This is a genomic window from Paenibacillus sp. FSL E2-0190 (assembly GCF_037992965.1).
In the GTDB taxonomy this organism is placed as follows: Bacteria; Bacillota; Bacilli; order Paenibacillales; family Paenibacillaceae; genus Paenibacillus_AQ; species Paenibacillus_AQ odorifer.
Window position 1 is genome coordinate 2,711,678 of record NZ_CP150306.1, and the last position, 21,980, is coordinate 2,733,657.

At 43.5% G+C, this 21,980-nt stretch carries 20 protein-coding genes and 1 pseudogene; 18 read left to right on the forward strand and 3 right to left on the reverse strand.

Translation table 11 applies throughout. From position 1 onward, the window contains the following. Positions 1-183 precede the first annotated feature (183 nt). A pseudogene (locus tag NST25_RS11565) lies at positions 184-3,336 on the forward strand (X2-like carbohydrate binding domain-containing protein); the annotation flags it as partial. Further along, positions 3,310-4,092 (forward strand): X2-like carbohydrate binding domain-containing protein, encoded by a 783-nt coding sequence (locus NST25_RS11570; protein ID WP_339191176.1) that lies wholly within the window; start codon positions 3,310-3,312, stop codon positions 4,090-4,092. The pseudogene NST25_RS11565 and the gene NST25_RS11570, both read left to right, overlap by 27 nt. Before the next feature lie 476 nt (positions 4,093-4,568). Here the strand turns inward: NST25_RS11570 and NST25_RS11575 are convergent, their stop codons facing one another. Then, entirely contained in the window at positions 4,569-5,309 is a 741-nt protein-coding gene (locus tag NST25_RS11575; protein ID WP_076220260.1) for an SDR family NAD(P)-dependent oxidoreductase, read from the reverse strand. Positions 5,310-5,440: 131 nt separating this feature from the next. On the opposite strand from NST25_RS11575, the gene NST25_RS11580 reads away from it, so the two are divergent. The 3 genes from NST25_RS11580 to NST25_RS11590 are packed head-to-tail and all read left to right on the forward strand — an operon-like array spanning position 5,441 to position 7,433. Beyond that, complete coding sequence (locus NST25_RS11580) at positions 5,441-6,334, forward strand: LysR family transcriptional regulator (RefSeq protein WP_339190603.1); 894 nt, start codon at positions 5,441-5,443, stop codon at positions 6,332-6,334. A 50-nt stretch (positions 6,335-6,384) separates the two neighbouring features. Beyond that, complete coding sequence (locus tag NST25_RS11585; RefSeq protein WP_076100716.1) at positions 6,385-6,684, forward strand: hypothetical protein; 300 nt, start codon at positions 6,385-6,387, stop codon at positions 6,682-6,684. A gap of 38 nt (positions 6,685-6,722) precedes the next feature. Continuing rightward, positions 6,723-7,433, forward strand: coding sequence for an SAM-dependent methyltransferase (locus NST25_RS11590; RefSeq protein WP_339190605.1), 711 nt, complete (start codon positions 6,723-6,725; stop codon positions 7,431-7,433). A gap of 76 nt (positions 7,434-7,509) precedes the next feature. On the opposite strand, the gene NST25_RS11595 is transcribed toward NST25_RS11590, so the two are convergent. Beyond that, a complete protein-coding gene (locus NST25_RS11595; protein ID WP_076129958.1) occupies positions 7,510-8,724 on the reverse strand; it encodes an MFS transporter in 1,215 nt (404 codons plus the stop codon). 174 nt (positions 8,725-8,898) lie between these two features. Between NST25_RS11595 and NST25_RS11600 the strand changes: the two genes are divergently transcribed. The 7 genes from NST25_RS11600 (at position 8,899) to NST25_RS11630 (ending at position 15,508) form a co-directional block, all read left to right on the forward strand. Further along, positions 8,899-9,060, forward strand: coding sequence for a hypothetical protein (locus tag NST25_RS11600; protein WP_175617408.1), 162 nt, complete (start codon positions 8,899-8,901; stop codon positions 9,058-9,060). Further along, on the forward strand, positions 9,057-10,019 hold the full coding sequence (locus NST25_RS11605; RefSeq protein ID WP_076187646.1) for a phosphotransferase: 963 nt from the start codon (positions 9,057-9,059) through the stop codon (positions 10,017-10,019). Before NST25_RS11600 ends, NST25_RS11605 begins: the two co-directional genes overlap by 4 nt. Before the next feature lie 60 nt (positions 10,020-10,079). Continuing rightward, positions 10,080-10,565, forward strand: a complete 486-nt coding sequence (locus NST25_RS11610; protein WP_076187648.1) for a DUF3888 domain-containing protein — start codon at positions 10,080-10,082, stop codon at positions 10,563-10,565. A gap of 705 nt (positions 10,566-11,270) precedes the next feature. Continuing rightward, positions 11,271-11,606: a hypothetical protein gene (locus tag NST25_RS11615; RefSeq protein WP_254857132.1), complete on the forward strand. Its 336-nt coding sequence runs from the start codon at positions 11,271-11,273 to the stop codon at positions 11,604-11,606. Then, positions 11,607-12,749 carry a DNA polymerase III subunit beta gene (gene dnaN / locus NST25_RS11620; RefSeq protein WP_339190607.1) on the forward strand — a complete coding sequence of 381 codons (1,143 nt, stop codon included), beginning with the start codon at positions 11,607-11,609 and terminating at the stop codon, positions 12,747-12,749. Between the two features lie 1,250 nt (positions 12,750-13,999). Then, the gene (locus tag NST25_RS11625; protein ID WP_076179332.1) at positions 14,000-14,884 is read left to right on the forward strand and encodes an EFR1 family ferrodoxin; all 885 of its coding nucleotides are present in this window, start codon (positions 14,000-14,002) and stop codon (positions 14,882-14,884) included. A 3-nt stretch (positions 14,885-14,887) separates the two neighbouring features. After that, positions 14,888-15,508 carry a hypothetical protein gene (locus NST25_RS11630; protein ID WP_339190608.1) on the forward strand — a complete coding sequence of 207 codons (621 nt, stop codon included), beginning with the start codon at positions 14,888-14,890 and terminating at the stop codon, positions 15,506-15,508. A gap of 110 nt (positions 15,509-15,618) precedes the next feature. Here the strand turns inward: NST25_RS11630 and NST25_RS11635 are convergent, their stop codons facing one another. Further along, on the reverse strand, positions 15,619-16,236 hold the full coding sequence (locus tag NST25_RS11635) for a nitroreductase family protein (protein ID WP_076129923.1): 618 nt from the start codon (positions 16,234-16,236) through the stop codon (positions 15,619-15,621). 221 nt (positions 16,237-16,457) lie between these two features. Between NST25_RS11635 and NST25_RS11640 the strand changes: the two genes are divergently transcribed. The 6 genes from NST25_RS11640 (at position 16,458) to map (ending at position 21,888) form a co-directional block, all read left to right on the forward strand. Next, on the forward strand, positions 16,458-17,300 hold the full coding sequence (locus NST25_RS11640) for a DUF2785 domain-containing protein (protein WP_339190610.1): 843 nt from the start codon (positions 16,458-16,460) through the stop codon (positions 17,298-17,300). Between the two features lie 200 nt (positions 17,301-17,500). After that, a complete protein-coding gene (locus NST25_RS11645; RefSeq protein WP_036685888.1) occupies positions 17,501-17,944 on the forward strand; it encodes a DUF1641 domain-containing protein in 444 nt (147 codons plus the stop codon). A 40-nt stretch (positions 17,945-17,984) separates the two neighbouring features. After that, entirely contained in the window at positions 17,985-19,163 is a 1,179-nt protein-coding gene (locus tag NST25_RS11650) for an NAD(P)/FAD-dependent oxidoreductase (RefSeq protein ID WP_036685891.1), read from the forward strand. 164 nt (positions 19,164-19,327) lie between these two features. Continuing rightward, positions 19,328-19,954 (forward strand): SGNH/GDSL hydrolase family protein, encoded by a 627-nt coding sequence (locus NST25_RS11655; RefSeq protein ID WP_339190611.1) that lies wholly within the window; start codon positions 19,328-19,330, stop codon positions 19,952-19,954. A gap of 168 nt (positions 19,955-20,122) precedes the next feature. After that, positions 20,123-21,109 (forward strand): hypothetical protein, encoded by a 987-nt coding sequence (locus NST25_RS11660; RefSeq protein WP_143761996.1) that lies wholly within the window; start codon positions 20,123-20,125, stop codon positions 21,107-21,109. 32 nt (positions 21,110-21,141) lie between these two features. Further along, entirely contained in the window at positions 21,142-21,888 is a 747-nt protein-coding gene (map, locus tag NST25_RS11665; protein WP_076218952.1) for a type I methionyl aminopeptidase, read from the forward strand. Positions 21,889-21,980: the final 92 nt, after the last annotated feature.

The window sequence follows — 21,980 nt, forward strand, 5'->3', positions numbered from 1 at the left end:
CATTATAATGAAAGCGTTATCAGAAAATGGAGTCTAAGTTCTGAAGGTATGGATTAAGGGGGAGGGAGGAGCAGGGATATAGAGTAAGAAGAAGGCATAAACAAACCAATTATATCGTAGGAGGCGTAAAACGTGATTCGTAACCGTATCCGGAAAACAGGACTTTTGGTCCTGCTTGGCGCGATGGTAGGCTCTTTATTCTCTGCATTCCCAGCTACTACCCATGCAGCCTCAAGTGAACCTTACACCTGGAAAAGCGTTGTAACGGGAGCTGGCGGGGGCTTTGTACCCGGAATTATTTTTAATCAAACTGAACCGAATCTGATTTATGCCAGAACAGATATTGGCGGGGCCTATCGCTGGAATCAAGCTACATCTAGCTGGACATCAATTAGTGACTCGGTAGGCTGGGTGGATTGGAACAAGAATGGTGTTGATGCTCTGGCTACAGACCCAATTGATCCTAATAAAGTCTACATGGCAACGGGTACGTATACTAATCATTGGGATAATAATGGCCAGATTATGCGCTCTAATGACCGGGGGAACACCTGGCAAACTACTCCACTGCCTTTTAAAGTAGGTGGCAATATGCCTGGCCGTTCCGCTGGTGAACGTCTAGTCATCGACCCCAATAAGAACAACATTCTCTATTTTGGAGCTAGAAGTGGTAATGGTCTCTGGAAAAGTATTGATTCGGGTGTAACTTGGTCAAAGGTAACCTCTTTTCCAAACGTAGGAACGTATATTCAGAATCCGACACTTGATTATGGGAATGATCTTGTCGGATTGTCTTGGATCACGTTCGATAAGAGCACAGGTACACTTGGCAACGCTACTCAAACGATATATGTCGGTGTGGCCGATACGGCTAGCAGCGTATATCGGAGTACAGATGGTGGAGTAACCTGGACAGCTCTGGCTGGACAACCTACGGGGTTCTTGCCACATCACGGCGAGCTGTCATCCACAGGTGATCTCTATATTACTTATAGTAATGGTGTAGGTCCCTATGATGGCAGTAAGGGTGAAGTTTGGAAATACAACAAAACTAGTGGGGCTTGGACCAATATCAGTCCTACGACCGGTGAAGATAACTGGTATGGCTTTGGTGGATTGGCGCTGGATGCTCAGCACCCTAACACATTGATGGTATCCAGCTTAAACGCTTGGTGGCCTGATGAAGTTATTTTCCGCAGTACCAATGGTGGGGCTACTTGGAGTCGCATTTGGGATTGGGGCAATTATCCAGAACGGACTTATAAGTTCAGCATGGACATCACCGCTGCTCCATGGCTCGATCATGGAACTACTTCAACATCCCTGGATCCTTCACCGAAGCTAGGCTGGATGATGGGTGATTTGGAAATTGATCCATTTAACTCGAATCGAATGATGTACGGCACTGGAGCAACAATTTATGGCTCGAACAATTTGACCTCATGGGATACCGGAGGCAAGGTAAATATCTCTGTCATGGCAAAAGGTGTGGAGGAAACTGCAGTGCTGGGGCTAATTAGCCCGCCAACGGGAACCTCCCATTTGATCACTGCACTTGGTGACGTTTCCGGTTTCCGTCATGAGGATTTGTCGGTAGCGCCGACTAAATTCCAGACCAGTCCTTCATGGGCAACGACGATGAGTATTGACTATGCTGAACTGAGTCCGTCCTATATGGTGCGGGTAGGCAGTGCAGATAAAGAAAAAACGCCAAGTATGAAGTCCATTGGTATCTCTAACGATGGTGGAGTGAATTGGTACATGCCAAACTCCGAGCCTTCCAATGGAACCAAAACAACGGTTGGCCATGGACAAGTAGCTGTCTCTGCAAGTGGTAATTCCATTCTGTGGAGCACCTCAGATATCGGGGTGTATTATTCCAAAACCTCAGGCAATTCTTGGACAGCAAGTGCAGGATTACCGGCAGGCGCGAAGATAGCGTCTGATCGCGTGAATCCTAACAAATACTATGGATTTTATGCAGGAATCTTCTATGTAAGTGTGGATGGTGGAGCTACATTTACTGCCACCGCAGCTTCGGGCTTCCCGACCAATAATGTGGCTGGATTACAGCCGAACGAAGCCCAAATCAGTATGAAGGCAGTTCCAGGTATTGAAGGTGACATTTGGTTTGCCGGAGGAAATACGGTTGAGAATAAATATGGTCTATGGCACTCCACTAATTCAGGTGCGAGCTTCACGAAGTTAACGAATGTAGAAGAAGCTGACCTTATTGGTTATGGTAAGGCTGCTCCGGGCCAAACTTATATGGCATTGTATACCGTAGCTAAGATTGATGGTGTACGGGGCGTATTCCGTTCCGATGATGTTGGCGCAACTTGGGTTCGTATTAATGACGATGCTCACCAATACGCTAAGATCAATATGGCGATTACTGGGGATCCAAGAATCTATGGACGTGTATATCTCGGTACGAATGGCCGAGGCACTTTGTATGCTGATCCTGTAAATCCACCAGCTACAGGCTCGACCATTACGCCAATAACTGCAAGCTTTGATAAGAAAACAGCGAATCAGGCAGACGTCGCAGTAACTATGACGTTGAACGGAAATACGCTGAGCACGATCAAGAACGGAACGGCAACCCTCGTAGCCGGAACGGATTATACGGTAAGTGGATCAACAGTAACGATTAAAAAAGCGTATTTTGCGACACAAGCGGTAGGAACGACAACGCTGACGTTCAGCTTTAGCGCTGGAGCTACACAATCCTTGGCGGTAGCCGTAACAGATACTACAACACCAGTATCTAACTCTACGATAACGCCAACAAGTGCGGGATTTGATAAGAAAACAGCGAATCAGGCAGACGTTGCAGTAACTATGACGTTGAACGGAAATACGCTGAGTGCGATCAAGAACGGAACGGCAACCCTCGTAGCCGGAACGGATTATACGGTAAGTGGATCAATAGTGACGATTAAAAAAGCGTATTTAGCGACGCAAGCGGTAGGAACGACAACGCTGACGTTCAGCTTTAGCGCTGGAGCTACACAATCTTTGGCGGTAGCGGTAACGGATACTACAACACCAGTATCCAACTCCACGATAACGCCAACAAGCGCGGGATTTGATAAGAAAACAGCGAATCAGGCAGACGTTGCAGTAACTATGACGTTGAACGGAAATACGCTGAGTGCGATCAAGAACGGAACGGCAACCCTCGTAGCAGGAACGGATTATACGGTAAGTGGATCAACAGTCACTCTCAAGAAGGAGTATTTGGCAACTCAAGCGGTAGGAACGACAACGCTGACGTTCAGCTTTAGCGCTGGAGCTACACAATCTTTGGCGGTAGCGGTAACGGATACTACAACACCAGTATCCAACTCCACGATAACGCCAACAAGCGCGGGATTTGATAAGAAAACAGCAAATCAGGCAGACGTTGCAGTAACTATGACGTTGAACGGAAATACGCTGAGTGCGATCAAGAACGGAACGGCAACCCTCGTAGCAGGAACGGATTATACGGTAAGTGGATCAACAGTCACTCTCAAGAAGGAGTATTTGGCAACTCAAGCGGTAGGAACGACAACGCTGACCTTTGAGTTTAGTGCCGGAGCGGCACAATCCTTGGTTGTCACTCTCTCAGATACGTCAGTAGCTCCTACAGCAGCACTGAAAGTGCAGATGTATAACGGTACAGTGACTGCTTCCGGAAATACGCTAAATCCAAAGTTTAAGCTGGTGAACACAAGTACAAGTGCCGTTGCACTTTCTGATGTGAAATTAAGATATTATTACACAATTGACGGAGAGAAGGCACAAAGCTTCTTCTGCGATTGGTCACAGGCTGGAAGCGCGAATGTAACGGGCACGTTTGTGAAGCTGCCAACGGCTAAAGCGGATGCGGATTATTATCTGGAGCTTGGATTCTCGAGTGCAGCAGGTTCACTAGCTGCGGGTGCGAGCATCGATATCCAAGTGCGAGTAGCTAAAGAGGATTGGTCAAATTACACTCAAACCGGAGATTACTCCTTTAATGCGGTTGATACCAATTTTGTAGACTGGACAAAAGCGCCCGCCTACATCTCAGGTAACCTGATCTGGGGTAATGAACCTAACTAAGAATCTTCACCAATAGTTATGCTGAAGAGGCTGTCCTAAAAGTAGAAAATTCTACTTTTGGGGCAGCTTCTTACTTTAACCCTCAGGCTATAGGTGGTATGTACGCTATGTGCTACGTTCTATGAGAGGGGGTGTGGTATACGTTATGTGGTATGTCGGATGCATTTATGGTTCCTATAGTGTTGGCTATATAATAATTAGGGAAAACCTCCCTGAAAATAGCCGATATTTGCTTTAAATCAACGAAATCAGGGAATTATTCCCTGAAAATCAGGCGAATTTGTTAGTTTCCAGCAAATTAGCCAATAATTAGGGAGGTTTTCCCTAATTATTGGCTGGATGACCAAAAAACTTAGAATTTTAGGGAGAAATTCCCCAATTATGCTATCAACGCTTCACTTCCTCCTGTACGGTACGCAAAAACCAGCTAATGATATTTAAAAGTAGTTCTGACATACCATTTGCTGTTTTGGCTGTTACAATGTTTGTCCGCTATCTATAGTAATGATCTGTCCAGTCATTGCTTCCTGTTCTAGCGCAGCGCAGACGAACTGGGCGATATTCTCGGCGGTTGAAATATGCTGAAGCAGCAGATTAGGGGCTAGTTTATGCATTTGTTCTTCTCGTCCAGACCACCATCTAGTAGCAACGGCTCCCGGTGCTACACAGTTAACTCTAATATGGGGAGCCAGCGCGTGTGCCAGCGATTTGGTAAGACCGTGGACAGCCGCTTTGGAGACGGCATAAGGAAGGGATGAGCCTAAGCCTGTCTGTCCAGCGATGCTGCCGAGATTGAGGATGGCTCCTGAATTTTTTTGGTTCATATACGGTGCAACCGCTCTGGCGCAGAAAAACATTCCTTTCACATTTACATCATATAACTCATCCCATACTTCCTCTGTTGCCTTTTCCAGATCTCCGAGAGCAATATGTTTAGTTATACTGGCGTTATTCACTAGCAGATCTATTGTCCCGAAATGCTGAATAATCGAATCGACCATACTTCGCACTTCCTGATCTTTAGACACATTCGCTTGTATTGCTATAGCCAACCCTCCTTGATTCAGAATCGTCTTTACGGTTTCATTGGCTTCATCCTCAGATCTAGAATAGTTCACTACGACGTGGGCTCCGCGTTTGGATAACTCCAAGCTTACAGCTTTGCCAATTCCAGTCCCTCCACCGGTTACTAATGCGACTTTATTGTTGAGATCCACCCTCAATCACTCCTTATGTTGGCGTATGTTGTTGTTATAAAGTATTCTATAGAGAAAAGTGGATTTCGTATAATTGAATATAATGAAGGTTTGGTTCAATTAATTTGAATTGAATAGGGGAGGGCACTAGGATGGATCTAAAAACAATAAAAACCTTTCAAACGATCGTAACTTCCGGAAGCTTTAATCGCGCAGCAGAAGAATTGAACTATGCCCAATCTACAGTTACGATGCAGATGCAAAGGCTTGAATCTGATCTGGGATGTCAATTGCTTGAGCGGGGGAAGCAAATCAGCTTAACAGAAGCAGGCAGATTGTTTTATGAAGAGAGCCTACATATTGTTAAAGATATGGAACGACTAGAGAGCCGTTTGGCTGATTTAAAAATAGGGGAAGCTGGCAACGTGCGATTAGGGGTAACGGACCCTACGGCGAGCTATCGTTTGCCGCAGCTTTTAAGTAGGTTTATGGTGCAATTCCCTAAAGTGAAGATCTCCGTGGATATTGCGGGAACCGCCGCACTTAGTGAACTACTCCTGCGTGGTGAAATTGATTTGGCAGTGTGTTCGGCACCAGAGCTCGGTAAGGAGCTGTATTTTGAACCCTTATTTGCGGAGGAATTCTTGTTACTTTTGCCAGAAGAGCATCCGCTAGCATCCAAGGAACGTATCACCCCAGAGGATCTACAGAGTCATCGCTTACTGATTACGGCAGCGAATTGTCCTTATCGTAAAAAATTAGAAAGTGTGCTGCAGGAATCAGGCGGGCCGCCACTAGATACAATGGAGATTGGGAGCATGACAGCGCTGAAATATTTTGTGGGAAGTGGTTTAGGTGTGGCACTTGTTCCTGAGATTGTGCTGAATCCAGCCCCAGCAGGAACTATAGTACGGAAGCTGGAGGGGAAGGTTATTGATATGACCTGTGGGATCCTATGTAAACTTTCAGATTATCCGCTTAAGCAAGCGAGCTCCAGTTTGTATCATTTTTTAAAACAGGAACTAACCGTGACAAGGATATTTTGAATTTTAAACGAATTGTTAAGAAATAGAAAAAATAGAAAGGGCGGTGTTTGATGTTTTTTAGGAGGAAATTCAGTTTCTGGCTTTCGATTATAAGTATCATCATCTGTCTGAGTGACTATCTGGGGGTGGGGATCGCGAATATTATTCTTGTACGTTTGAACCCTATTATAGATACACTGATCTTTACAGAACCTTTTGAAAGCTTCATGGTTGATGTAAATAATCCGAGATGGGGAACCAATAGTGCGTTAATCAGCGTCAGATTCCCAACTTATATTATTCATTTTGGAACGTTTTTGATTTTGGGTATTCTAATTGATTACCTTATTCGTATATTAAAACAGAAGTAGAAGTGTAGATGAGCCTAGAAGAGGAAAGGTGAGCTGAGATGAGCGGAGCAAAGGGAAAACTTGATTTGGAGAGAATTGTTTTTATTGGCAGAACCTATGAGGAATATATACGTATGTTTGATTTGCTGGAATCAGATCTTATCGGCCAGAGCATTCTGGATTGTCCTGCGGGTGCTTGCTCTTTTACAGCAATAGCGAATCAGTTGCGTGGTGAAGTAACGGCTGCTGATATTGCTTACTATTACTCTGAAGATGAGCTGGCAGACAAAGGGGTTCAAGATATTGCGCATGCGATGTCCGGAATGGAAAAAGTACAGGATAATTTCGTTTGGAACTACTTTAAATCAATCGAGGGACTGACCGAAGCGAGGAACGCAGCTTTAACCGCCAGCACTAAGGATCGAAGACAAACCCCGGAGCGTTATGTTCCTGTGATACTTCCGGATCTGCCTTTTGCGGATGAAGCATTTGACCTGACATTATCTGCACACTTTCTATTTATGTACAGCGATCGGCTGGACTATGAATTTCATTTAGAGACTGTTAAGGAACTCATGCGGGTGACGAGAGGCGAGCTTCGAATCTTTCCACTAGTCGACCTCTCTTGTAAAAGGTATAAGCAATTAGACCGCCTTATTGATGATTTGGTGAGGCAAGGATTTACTGCAGAGGAACTAGAGGTTCCTTATGAATTTCAAAAAGGTGCAAAGCAGATGTTGAAGATTAGAAGAGCAGAATTGTTCCTCTGAAATATAAAAAACGAGGGTGCCTCAAGCCATGATGACTTTGGGAGCACCCTCGTTTTTGTATACATATCTATAAAGCTTACGCTACAGTTTCTTTCCGTTCTGCTACAAAACAAGCTATGCCTAATACCAGACCAAGGCCCACTAGAACCGCACCGACCCAAGGAAGCGAAGTGATCGCTAGATGAGAAATAACCCAACCGCCAATAAAGGCACCCGCTGCGTTACCGAGATTCCCGGCGGAGTGGCTGGTCGTTGAAGCAAGTGCAGGGGCAGCCTGAGCCAGACTCATAATCCGTATTTGCAGACCTGGCATGACGGCAAAGGACACCATACCCCAGAAAAATATTGTGATTACCGCAGCTATTGGGCTATGCATCGTGAAGGAAAAGATCGTTAGAATCATACTGACTGCAAAATAAAGTCCCACGATAGAAGGCATCAGCTTCCAATCCGCAAGCTTTCCGCCAACGATGTTCCCGATGGTCACCCCACAGCCGAATAAGACTAGAATCCAAGTCACACTATGTTCAGCAAAACCGGTCACTTCTTCAAGCAGTGGAGTAATATATGTGAACACGGTGAACAAGCTGGCGTTCCCTAACGCCCCGATCAATAAGAATAGCAGCAGCTTTGGATTAGCCAGAGCAGCAATCTGCTGGATAACACTCGCTGGTTTCTCTTGTTTAAGCTTTGGAATAAAAATGAGGATGCCGATCAGCGCGGCGACTCCCATGACAGCAATCGCTGCAAATGAGGCCCGCCAGCCCATACTTTGTCCAATAAATGTTCCTAGAGGAACTCCGACAATATTGGCTATCGTTAAACCTGCCATCATAATAGATACGGCTCCGGCCCGCTTATTGGGTTGTACAAGATTGGATGCAATGACTGCGCCAACCCCAAAAAAAGTACCATGAGTTAAAGCTGTAATTATACGAGCTACCATGAGAACGGTATAGTTTGGTGCAAACACAGAGATTCCGTTGCCCAGTATAAAAAGAATCATGAGAAGACATAACAGTTTCTTTTGCGGAATACGCTGCGTGAGAATGGTCAGGATGGGTGCGCCAACGGCCACTCCAAGTGCGTACATTGTAATGAGTTGGCCAGCAGTCGAAATACTAACCTGTAAATCGTTGGCGACATTTGGTAAAATACCCATAATAACAAACTCAGTCATACCAATCGCAAAAGCGCCTACCGTAAGAGAAAGTATAGAGATGGGAAAGGGCTCTTTCCCTGCTCGTTCTTTGCGTGATTGTGCCTTGTTGAGGTTTGGAATTGCGTTCATGATGCCGATGTTCAACCTTTCTTCTGCCTGTAATGAAGCTCCACCTTGGTTAAGATGATAGATCCGACATGTAAGTATTGCTTTTCTATTATTTAGTTTTCTGAAAATATTTTCAAGATAAATATTTTTTCAGATAGTTTTCATTTTTATAGATCATTGAAGGGATGGTTATTTATGAATGATGAAAGCCAAGTCCAAGTGCTTGAATTGCCGGAAATGAAGCGAGAATTTAATAGCAGTTTGCAGAGTAATGATCGTGGATTGGTTATAGAAATCTATCAATTTGCGAACCCTTCCTGGCCCGATGAGACTGAATTGTTCCTTCCTTTGCGATGAGAAAAAATTATAAGCAGGCAGCTTTAATAGCGCTTCAGAACTTTGACCTGGATTGGACGCAGATTCGTTTTAACCAGCTATCGGATACCTGTACCTTTGTTATCGAAACTAATAAAGAGGGAACTTTTTTACTGCGCCTTCATTCGGGGAGATCTAAAGAGGAAATTAACTCCGAAATCGCGTGGCTGGAGCTTTTGAAGAGCAAAATTGATGTCCCCCTGCCAAAAGGTGTTCATGATCGCACGGGTGCTGTAACGTTCAGAGTGGAACAGGGAAATGGAGAAGGTGTTTATGCCTCTTTAATGCGCTGGGTTGAAGGGGAACATGCGAATGAAAATCTTACCGAAGAACAAATTTACAAAGAAGGCGTTCTATTAGCCAAGCTACATAAGGCGGCACAGGAGCTGGAGTTACCCCCTGGCTTTAATCGTCCTGTTTGGGATGAACATAGCTTTCGAAAAGCAATGCTTCGTTTAAAGCTGCATTATCATTGTTTTCTTACAGATGAAGAGTTTGTGCTGTATCAGTCGGCAGCTGAGAAGTTATACAATTGGTTAAGCAAGCAGCATAAAAATAAGAACAGAAGGTCTTATGGCGTTATCCATGGAGATTTACATCAAGGCAACATCATATTTAAAGAGGGTGAGCCTCGGCCGATTGATTTTGGGAGATGTGGTTGGGGGTATTATCTTTATGACGTAGCACATACCCTTCTTGGACTGTATCCATTGCAAAGAGAAGGGGTCATTAAGGGGTACGAAAGTATCGCCAAGCTTGACGGGGAGTGGGTTCAGACTTTAGAGAATTTTACGGTCATGGTGATGATCGAAAATTATTGCCATCACGCATCCGATCCGAGGGAAACCGAGGGTCTAAAAGCAGAACAGTTGTATGCGTTAGCGATCTTGAGAAATTATCTTAAGGGAGAACCCTTTCTTTTTAACAGGATTGAGATTTAACGTATAGAAATAGGGTCTCTTTGGGGAATTTATATAAAGTTCCCTAAGGAGGCTATTGTGATGAAAAAAAGCTGGATTGCTCCCCTTCTTGTCGCAGTGATGCTATTTCTGGCGCCACAACCTTGCTCCGCAAATAGGTTAATTCAACCTCAGTCTGTAACACCTTCCAGGTCTGATTCGGGACTTCAACTGCCAGATCAAGATTCTCGCGAACTTAAGTTTCAAGACATGCTGATGTTATTTCTTTTACCCCATATTGAGAAAAAGATTGCAGATATTTATTCGCCGCTTTTGCGAGAATCGCCAATGGTTTATCCTTACTTTGTGGATGTGACAGAGGTGAAGCGGACCAATGGTTTCCGGGGGTTTGATTTCTTGATTACACTTAACGTATATCCTACAGTTGGTCCACATATTTCAGTTGGAGAAGATACCATGACTTTTAGGATCTCTCCTGGTCCTAAGGTGAAGCTTGAATCGTTCAAGCATCTAAAAGACCCCAAAAAATCAGACTTTCCACCAAATTATCAGAACATCCTGAGATAGTGTAGTTTCGGTAAGGCGGGTGGGTGGAAGAGTAGATATTAATATGTGCCACACGTTGAGTTATGAGGCGAGCTATTTTTACATGTGTAGGGAGTTCTGAGGTAATGGTGATGGGAGTTGTAGGGAAAGGAGTCTTTGGGAGAGGGGAGGAAGGTTGGGTTAGTGGCATGATGAGGTGAGGGAGAGGGGAGGAAGGTTGGGTTAGTGGCATGATGAGGGTGTGCGTGCGTGTGTCCGGGAGCGGGCAAACGGGATAGTTGCAGTTTATACACTTACTTGCAGGAGATAAGAAGCTTAGTCACTTTTAGTTGCATTTGGTGCAGTTAAAAGAAGTCTTTTCACACTTATTTGTTAATATCGTTGAATTTAGTTGCAGAGAATACACTTATTTCGCTCGGGCAGCACAATGTATTGTTTATAGTTGTATAAAGTGCAATTAACTCATACATTCCCAAACGATTTTGAGCAAAATAAAAAAATCCATGGGTTAACGTTGCAATACCCAACTCATACCCAACTCATACCAACTCATACCAACTCATACCCAACTCATACCCAACTCTGCCCAGCCCACCGCACACACTCCGATCTTTGGGGTGTTTTTTTGTGGTTAGAAATGTGGTGGATTAATGGCGATTATGGTATTATGAAATTAGTGGATATATTGATTTAAGTTACTAAATTCAAATATGGAGGTGTGAGGGATTGGGTGATCATAAATTCGAAGGCGAACACAAGGGGAGCAGTATTAGCGAAATTAAAGATAAAGTCACTAGCGATAGCGCAAGTAACAACAAGGATAAAGTCAAAGTAGGTGTAGCCACTAAAGACGGGCAGTTGGGGTTTCTTTTTACAAGGGGAGGTCTTCGGGAAGGTGCAGGTAGAAAAAGCACTGGTGTAACTAAAAAGGTATCTTTGACGTTATCTGAGGACGTTTGGCAGGAGATAGAGCAGGCTTGTGCGGATCAGAACGCATCTCGCTCCCAAGTATTTCGGAACATCATTGAGGCGCATTTTGTAAAGGAATCTAAGGAGAGTTAGGTGAAGTCTTTGCTAATCCATGTTTCAAAAGATTCTCTTAGTACCGCTTTGCAGGCAGCATTAAAAGCCATATCCGCGAATAGCTCCTCACGTGTTCTGTCAGGAATACTTATTCAGGCGCAAACTCAGGGTCTGATATTAACAGCCAGCAATATAAGAATGACCATTGAATATAAGCTCCCTGTGAAGATGGATTCGATGGTTGTGCACAACACAGGTGAGATCGTAGTTCCCGCGCGTTATTTTTATGAGATCATTCGTAAGCTTGATCCTGGACTAATTAGGCTGGAAATCGTAGAGTCATTGATTTTAAATATTCAATCAGGAAACACTCAATTTCGTTTGTGTGGAATGGATGCGGTAGAGTTTCCGAGAATCCAATACATAGATCATCCAAACATTCAAAGGATAAGCATGAAGAACACTCTCCTGAAGCAAATATTTAAAAGAGTGGTTTTTGCGGTCTCTTCATCGGAAACCAGACCTGTGCTTACAGGAGTTTTGCTGCAAATAGAGAAGCATAATATTCGTGTAGTCGCCACTGATGGCATCCGCTTCGCCCAGCATGTTGTTGAAAGCGTAGATGATTACGGGGCAATTCCTTTAGATGTTGTAATCCCGGGCAGCACCCTGGAGGATCTTTTGAAAATATTAAACGATGATGCAGACAGCAGCACCGATTTAGAAATAGGCCCCAAGCAGATCAGATTTATTTCTAATGGATTGAGGGTTCAGTCTGCTCTTTTAGAAGGAACTTATCCCTCTGTCAATAATTTAATCCCAAAAGCGTACCTCTCCGAAGTGATTGTTAAGAAAGACCGATTGTTACATGTGGTTGAACGTATTTCTATATTGGCTGGTGAGAGTGTTATGCTCAGCGTACTTCCTTCTAATACGCTAAGTTTAGTGTCCAAGACTGCAGAAATTGGGGATGTAAAAGAAGAGATTCCTTTGGAGCATCTGGAAGGTGATCATTTTCGAGTAGCCTTTAACGGAAAATATTTCAGGGACATCCTTCGGGCGATCGATAGTGAGACGCTTAGAATCAGGTTCGCGGGAAAAGAAAGGGCGCTGGTGATCCTGCCTGTGGACGCATCTTCGTCCACACTTTTTTTAATTACTCCTGTGAGGACGCATGATTGAGGATTTGTTAAGTACAGTATTTGAGTAGGTTTGGGTGAATAGCTGCAACTGAGTCCGATAGTGTGGCAAAATGAGCAGAATTATGGAAATAAGAGCAACTGAGTCCGAATAGTTGGTGAAAAGAACACCGCCTGCCAAATTTGCTCCTAAACGTGCTGCCCAGTGCTTAAACTAGCTGTCTAGGGCTCGACCTAGCTACTTTGTGTGCGGATTAGCTCCCTATAGCTCAACCTAGCTACTCCGTGCGGAATAAGTTCCCTATAGCTCAACCTATCTACACCGTGCGGAATAAGTTCCCTATAGCTCGACCTATCTACACCGTGCGGAATAAGTTCCCTATAGCTCAACCTATCTACACCGTGCGGAATTAGTTACCTATTACTCAACCTTGCCGCCTACGTCCCAAACTACCTGCCTACGCCTCGAAACCAACTACCTTTTGATTGAACTTGATCGTAGCGGACCGTATTGCAGCTATTTCAGCACATTGGTTCATATTCCGAAGGTTTCGGACTGTATAGCTCTTATTGCCCCTGATTTGTGAAGAAAAAGAGTGCATTTGAGCGAATAGCTGCAACTGAGTCCGAATAGTTGGTGGAAAAAACGTCGCCTACCAAATTTGCTCCTAAACGTGCTGCCCAGTGCTTAAACTAGCTGCTTATAGCTCAACCTATCTACACCGTGCGGAATTAGTTCCCTATAGCTCAACCTATCTACACCGTGCGGAATTAGTTCCCTATAGCTCAACCTATCTACACCGTGCGGAATTAGTTCCCTATAGATCAACCTATCTACACCGTGCGGAACTAGCTCCCTATAGCTCAACCTATCTACACCGTGCGGAACTAGCTCCCTATAGCTCAACCTATCTACACCGTGCGGAATTAGCTCCCTATAGCTCAACCTAACTATACCGTGCGTGGAATTAGTTCCCTATAGCTCAACTTAGCCGCCTACATCTCGAAACCAGCTACCTTTTGCTCGATTGAGATCGTATCGGACCGTATTGCAGCTATTTCAGCACATTGGTTCATTTTGCAAAGGTTTCGGACTGTATAGCTCTTATTGCCCCTGATTTGTGCAGAAAAGGAGTGCATTTGAGCGAATAGCTGCAACTGAGTCCGATAGTGTGGCAAAATGAGCGGAATTATGGAAATAAGAGCAACTGAGTCCGAAATAGCCAAAACCCACTTCAACTTCACAGCTTTCCCAGACGGGAATGAGGTATATTTGATCTGGGAGGGGATGGAATGCATAATGCAAAGACGGCCATATTTTATTTCTCAGGTACGGGCAATACGGAGATTATTGCTAAGCAATTTGCTGAAAGGCTAAGAAGTAAAGGGCAAGATGTAGATTTGTTTAGAGTGGAAGATGTTTTTAAAGGCACTCGTTCTGTAGAATATGAAGCCTATGATCTTATAGGTATTGGTCATCCGGTTCTAGGCTTTGGCGCTTCCGGTTTTGTTGAACGTTTTGCAGAAGGGCTACCTGATTGTAATGGAACCCCGGCATTTGTATTCAAAACGGCATCCTCTCCACACTATATCAATAACGGTGCTTCGAATACGGTGCTTCGTTCTTTGCGTGGGAAGGGATATAATCCCTTTCACAATTCGATTTTGGCGATGCCATGTAATTTTTATATCAAATACAATGACAGGTTGAATAAGCAATTGTATCAAGCCGCACAGCGTAAGGTGGAATTGTTTGCAGAGGAAATCGTAAACCGGACACCACGAAATCTGCCGATTCACCCTGTGTTGGAGCGGGTTCTGAGAACAGTATATTATTGTGAGGAACACCAAGGGGGAAAATACTTCGCCAAAGGATTGCGTACAACCGACGCTTGCACACTATGTTTAAAATGTGTCAGAAACTGTCCAACATCCAATATTAGTAGCGGCGTAGAAGGAATTGTTTTCAGTCAAAATTGTTTATTATGTATGCGTTGTGTTTATTCTTGTCCTCAGAAGGCAATCCAAGCGACACGACTTAAGGCTAGCGTAGTAGATCCCTATACTGGAGGTCCGAAGCTTCATAAACTAATGAAGGATTCTGCGAATGATGGACGGTTTGTTACTCCCAAATCCAAGGGCTACTACAAGCATTTTATTAAGTATTTGGAGGAATGACATATGAATCTGTTTCGGATGGGATCGAAGCCACTGGGGATTGAGCGGATCAGCACATTTTTGGAGGATAATTATGTGAGTATCGGCTACCCCGGAATAGGGGATCTGGAGAATCTAAGCACAGAGGAACTTCGTGATCGATTGATTGGCACATACCAATATAGTGAGTTGGAGCTTACGCAACATCTGCGAGCCCTTCAGCTATTTGTACATACGATGCAAGATGGAGATTATGTGCTGGTGGCCGATGGAGATTGGGTACATCTCGGGGACCTCGGAGATTATTTTTACAACGAGTTTACTGATAATGTTGACGAGGGTACATGCCATCGGCGTGGTGTGACGTGGTTGAAAAGTGTGCCGATTTCTGAACTAAACACAGGCGTGCGGGAGTTATTTAACCAAAGTGCACCGGTTGTACAATATAAGGGTCCCAAACCAAGTGCTCGCTTGGATCTGTGGATTACAGGTGTTTCTGCTAATGAACAAGAAGTGAATAGTCCGCTGGAATTGGATGAGGAGACACTCTCTAAGGCGCTTAATATTTTGAAAGATGCTTTGATTTGTGATGACTCCGAACGACGGGAACGAGCAGCGATAGCCATTTTACAATATGCGAAGTAGAGCCCCTCTTGTATATCGGGTGTACGGTTCATTATCTTCATGATGAGTTCCAATTAAAAAACGTTCCACCCGCTACTTGCCTCGGATGGAACGTTTTGCTGTATCTATAATCAGATGAATTCAACGAATTCGTTGACTGGCTTACGGTAGCCGCGGGGTCTGATTTTATGTTTTTTGTCTTTGCCGATCGTGATCAGCATAACAGGTACCATATGATCTGGCAGATTCAAGGTGGATTGGATAGCATCAGCATCGAAGCCGATCATCGGGCAGGTATCCCAGCCTTTATCTTTGGCGATCAGCATAAAGTGCATGGCAGAGAGAGAGGCATTACGTATTGCTTCATCTCTTTGAAAAGCATCCTTATCAATGTAAGCATTGTTAATCATCTCTATTTGCTCATCATATTCCTCTTGTGACATCGCTCCTAAAGCTTTAAGCCCGCCATAGATTTCTGGAGCCTGCTGATAAGCATGCTTATCTCCTAGCACTACAATAACTGCTGAAGCAGTATGGATTTTATATTGGCCGTAAGCTGCTTCGCGAATTTCTTCTTTTAAGCTCTCGTTAGATATCACTTTGTAATTTGTATGCTGTAGATTATAGGCCGAGGGTGCCAATCTGGCATAAGAGAACATTTCCTCTAATTCATTCTGAGGGATGATAACCCCTTCCACAAAATTCATAGCGGATCTGCGTGACTGAATCAAGTCTGTAAAAGCGCTCATAAGTATTCCTCCGTTGTGTATGTATTCGGTTGTAAAATATCAACACCTGATATTTGTAAATGAACTAACTAAATGTTACTAACTCAAAATAACACAGCTTAAAAAATTCGTCAATGATAAAATTTATTGAAGTTAATCTTGAACACCCTGTTGTCAAAAAATAGGACATAAATTAGGATATTAGGATATGTAGAAACACAGTGGATGAAAGGGTGGATAAATTGATTAATAGTAGAGAACAATTGATGATAGATTTGCAAAGAATCGAAGAGAATGACTACGAGCTTAGAAGTGGAGAGGACATAAAGGATTATGTGAAGTTGATGCTTGAGCATATAGGAGATCCCGAGCCTGTACTGCGTGATGAATTGATTTATTCCACATTCTACAAATGGATTAATGAGAAACGTTGGTTTAATGATGCGGAGCTTCGTGAACTGCTGTGGATACTTCTTGACGAGCAGCATCTTTTTTATCACATTGGGAATAAAGAAGATCTGACGGTGTATACAAGAACATTTTCTGTATTGGTTGTTGCTCTTATTCTCCAGAGGCATAGGGAAATGGCTATATTGGATAGCTCTGAATTTATAAAGGTGAAGCAGGATTTGATTCGTTATTATGAGGAAGAACGGGACTTAAGAGGTTATATGGAAAAAGAAGGCTGGGCACACGCAGCAGCCCATGGCGCAGACGCCTTGGATGAGCTGGTTTTATGCTCGGAGAGTGATGCCGAGGTGCGGGAAGAGGTTCTGGCAGTTATTCAAAAGATGCTTTATAACGATCAATACATATTCAGGGAGGAAGAAGATGAAAGGATTGCTACTATTATAGTTACAATCATCGATCATCATTTACTTCCACAGCAGTCTATAACCGATTGGATTCTCAACTTGGCGCAATGTGGCAGTTGGCCTAGAAGCCACAGCCAGTACGTTACTCGAATAAATACAAAGAACTTCCTGCGTTCTCTTTATTTCAGGTTACTTCTAACAGAGAAGAATATGGACATTGTGGATGTTTTGTTGAAAACTGAGAAGAATTTGAATGAATTTGTACATTAATTCACTCAAACGGTTTTAATTAACACTAGTAATTTAAATAATTTATTATAATGTAATAAAAATCACAAATTTTTATGGAAATTCAAAAACTTTGTGACATTTATAACTTGATAAGTGCTATAATAGAAATATGGCGTTAAAAGTTCTTATGTTTTTCATTACTATTAAGCAGCAAAGCTTATTGCAGAGGAGATTTGGATATGTCAGAATCAATCACTCAAACACAACCTGAACAAGAATCACCAAAAGTAGCTGTTAGCAAGGAACAAATGGATGTTCTAGAACAGCTCTTGAAACCAGAAGTTCAGGAATCATTAACAGTCTTGGTGGAACAGCTGCCAAAATTAACTGAGCTTGTTGGCGTGCTTACAAAGTCCTATGACTTTGTGCAAACTGTCGCAGCGGATGATGTCTTGAAAAGTGATACGGTAAGTGCAATTAAAGAACTTGCTGAACCTGTAGTGCATTCCGCGAAGAATATGGCAGCTACAGTGATCGAAGCAAAAGATCGTGCGAATGAAAGTAACGAAGTTATTGGTCTTTTTGGTCTTATGAAGTTGTTGAAAGATCCGCAAGCGCAAAAGCTTTTCCGTTTCGTAAATGCATACCTTCAAGTTGCTGGAGAACGCAGTAAGCAGAAATAATCATTTTCATATCTTATACGTAAGGGACGGAGGAAACATCATGTCTAAACATATTGTCATTCTAGGAGCAGGTTATGGTGGTCTACTAAGCGCCTTAACCGTACGCAAATATCTCAAAAAAGATGAAGCTAAAATTACTGTAGTTAATCAGTATCCTACCCACCAAATCATTACAGAATTGCATCGTCTTGCAGCAGGTAGTGTTGCAGAGGGTGCTGTAGCTATGCCTCTAACTAAGCTTTTCGCAGGGAAAGATATTGACCTGAAAATCGCGAAGGTTAATTCATTTTCTGTGGAGAACAAACAAATTGTTCTTTCTGATGGTGTGACACTTACTTATGATGCGCTTGTTGTAGGTCTTGGCAGCACTACAGCTTATTTTGGCATTCCAGGGCTTGAACAATACAGTATGGTATTGAAATCAGCTGCAGATGCTAACAAAATTCATCAACATATTGAAGATCGTATTCGTGAATATGCGAAATCGAAAAATGAAGCAGATGCAAACATCCTGATCGGTGGCGGCGGCTTAACAGGTGTTGAGCTTGTTGGTGAAATCGCGGATGTATTGCCTACACTTACTAAAAAATATGGCGTTGATCCTAAAGAAATTAAGCTTATGCTCGTTGAAGCAGGTCCTAAAATCCTTCCAGTATTGCCAGATGCATTAATCGAACGTGCTGTAGCAAGCTTGGAGAAACGTGGTGTTCAATTCCTGACAGGTCTTCCTGTTACGAATGTAGAAGGCAATGCGATTGACTTGAAAGACGGTCAAAAAATTATTGCTAACACATTTGTATGGACTGGTGGCGTACAAGGAAATCCACTCATCGGCGAATCGGGTCTTGAAGTTAACCGAGGTCGTGCAACGGTGAATGAATTCTTGCAATCCACTTCCCACAAAGATGTATTCGTTGCTGGTGACAGCGCGGTGGTCTTTGCAGAAGATGGACGTCCTTACCCTCCAACTGCGCAAATCGCTTGGCAAATGGGTGAATTGATCGGATACAATCTGTATGCCTTCTTGAAAAATAAATCGTTTGAAAGCTTTAGCCCAATCAACTCTGGTACACTTGCTAGCTTAGGCCGTAAAGACGGTGTTGCCATCGTTGGTGCAAGTTCTACTCCGTTAAAGGGCTTGCCTGCAACTCTGATGAAGGAAGCAAGTAATATCCGTTACTTGTCCCACATTAAAGGATTGTTCAGCCTAGCTTACTAATATAGCTTAACCCTAAACCCTGCTCAAATCTGAGCGGGGTTTTTGTTATTGTTTTTTTAGTGAAATGTTTGCATTATTGATGTTTCACAGTAGGCTGTATTCATTGTATTTGATATAATAGATTGGGTTATATTAACAGAGGTAGTTAGAGGAGGATTTCATTTATGATATTCCAACAAAACGATGTCATTCTGTTTCAAGGGGACAGCATAACAGACTGGGGGCGTAATCATGAAGACGCTTCATCACTTGGAGTAGGTTATGCAATGATGGTCGCCGCTCGTCTGGGGTATTTATATCCAGAGAAGAATCTTACTTTTATTAACCGTGGTATTGGTGGCAACCGTATTGTTGATTTACAGGGACGTTGGGATCAGGATTGTCTGGATTTGAAGCCGACTTGGGTGTCCATTTATATTGGAATTAACGACACTTGGCGGCGTTTTGATTCTGGTGAAGAAACCACTCCCGAGCAGTTTGAAGCTTCGTATCGGGACCTGATCGAACGCACTCAGAAATCTTTAGATGCTAAATTAGTGCTTATAGAGCCTTTTGTTTTGCCTGTACCGAAAGATCGTAGAACTTGGCGTCAGGATCTTGATCCTAAAATTCATATTGTCCGCGAGCTGGCACGTGAATATGGGGCGCCGCTGGTTCCGCTAGATGGACTTTTTGCAGCGGCTTCCGTAAAAGCAGAACCGGCTTACTGGGCATATGATGGAGTACATCCTACTCCTGCAGGTCATGCACTTATTGCGGATGCTTGGCTCAAAACGATGGGAGTAATCTAATCAATTGCCATTTTAAGACTAGAACCACGCTTTAATAAGCAGGTTGTAGTCTTTTTTTAATCGCGTGTTCATAAAGTCGTTTTTATATATTTATAGACACTGTTATAATTGGAATATGCTTATGTATTGGAGGCGATTCGCATTAGGCGGTTAATATGGATAGCACCTTTGTTATTGGTCGTAGTGTTAAGCGGATGTAAAAGTGATTTGGGCTTCATCAATGCCAGATGGATCGAAGGCGTGTCGTTGACACCCGTGGCAACGAGTGATCAGAAACAAGCGGATCGTCCTTTGCACTCAGAGAGCTTAACGCTAAAGGATTCTGTTTTGATCAAGACGCTTGCGGAGGCTATGAACAAGAGTAAGAAATTTTCTGATGATCTGGATTGGGGTCCGGAATTTGAAATGAAGCTTGTTTATGGGGACGGCTATTCGGAAGATTATTACATAGCGCTTGGAGATCAACTTGGACATGAAGGGATGTTTACTACAGCAGAGAACAGCAGTCAGGGCTATACAATTCCTGTAAAAAACTCTGACCAGTTAAGAAAGCTCATTTATGGAACAATCGATACGGAGAACATTGAACAGGCAGACCCTGTGGAGACTTCTGTCGAGGTAACAGGTCCAGTAACCCTATCACATAATGAACTGTCTCCGGTCACAGGCAGAGCGGGATTTTTAAATCTGCAACTGCTAGAGGGGACATATAGCGAAGATTGGACTACACCGAGTCCGTTAGCGGGAAGAAACTGGAGTGGCCGATTTAGGCTAGTAGTGACTGATGAGCATGGAAAAACACTGAGTAGCTATCCGTTAAATGATCAATTTGCCCAGACCTTTAATGATTTTTTCCAGCTTCAGTTTGAGGATTATAATGGAGATGGTGATCCCGATTTTACGATCGGACAATATGGAACGAGTAACGGTTATTTCTACAAGCTTTTTACACTCAGAAGAAATAACGTGATAGAAGAACTGCCTATTAAACCTGAAAATCAGCTGTTTATCAGCAGTCCTGAGCGGTATTCCATAAAACTGGATAAAGTTGATGAGCATAGCTTCAAGAGAAGTTACTACGATAACGCAGCAGGCAAACAAGTGGAAGATACTTTTCAGTGGGTAGGGAGTGCATTTCAGAGGCTGGACAAATGATTAATTCATGAAGTGAGAGGAATGTGTGTTGGATGACAAGTGATACGGTACAAGATTTAGAAGGGTTAAAAGCTATTGGAAAAGTGGTGGGCCACACCATCGCCGAGATGAAAAAGAAAGTAACCCCTGGGATGACGACTGCGGAGTTAGATCTTATTGGAGCTGAGATTCTGGAAAGCTTCGGAGCATCCTCAGCCCCGAAGATAACTTATAATTTCCCGGGCAGCACCTGCATCAGTGTGAACGAAGAGGTTGCTCATGGTATTCCGGGTCCGAGAGTGATTAATGCTGGCGATTTGATCAACATTGATGTCTCTGCTGAGCTGAATGGGTATTATGGGGATGCTGGCGTTTCTTTTCAACTGCCGCCCTATAACGATGATATTCTGCGTTTATGCCGGAGTACAGAGGAAACCATGATGAGTGTGATCAATCATCTGCGGGCAGGAATGAAGGTTAACGAGATCGGCAGAATGATGGAACTTGAAGCTCGCAAACGCGGTTATAGAGTGGTGCGTAATCTGTGCAGCCATGGAATTGGCAAATCACTGCATGAGAAGCCTTTTGAAATTCTACCCTTCTATAATCCAAGAGTGACCACGGTGCTAAAGGAAGGACAAGTAATTACGATAGAGCCCTTCCTCTCGACTGGAGCGGACTATGTGGAGCAGCAATCGGATGGCTGGACGCTAAGTGTTGTAGATAACGGTCGGGTAGCGCAGTTTGAACATACGATTATCGTGACTAAAGGTGAGCCTGTTATTCTGACTAAGGCATAAAGAGTAGTGTGCGAACAGACCTTATTATTTATAGGTTGTGCCCCGCATACGCGATGCAAGGAATCGTTCGAATCTGAAGATAACTATCGGAG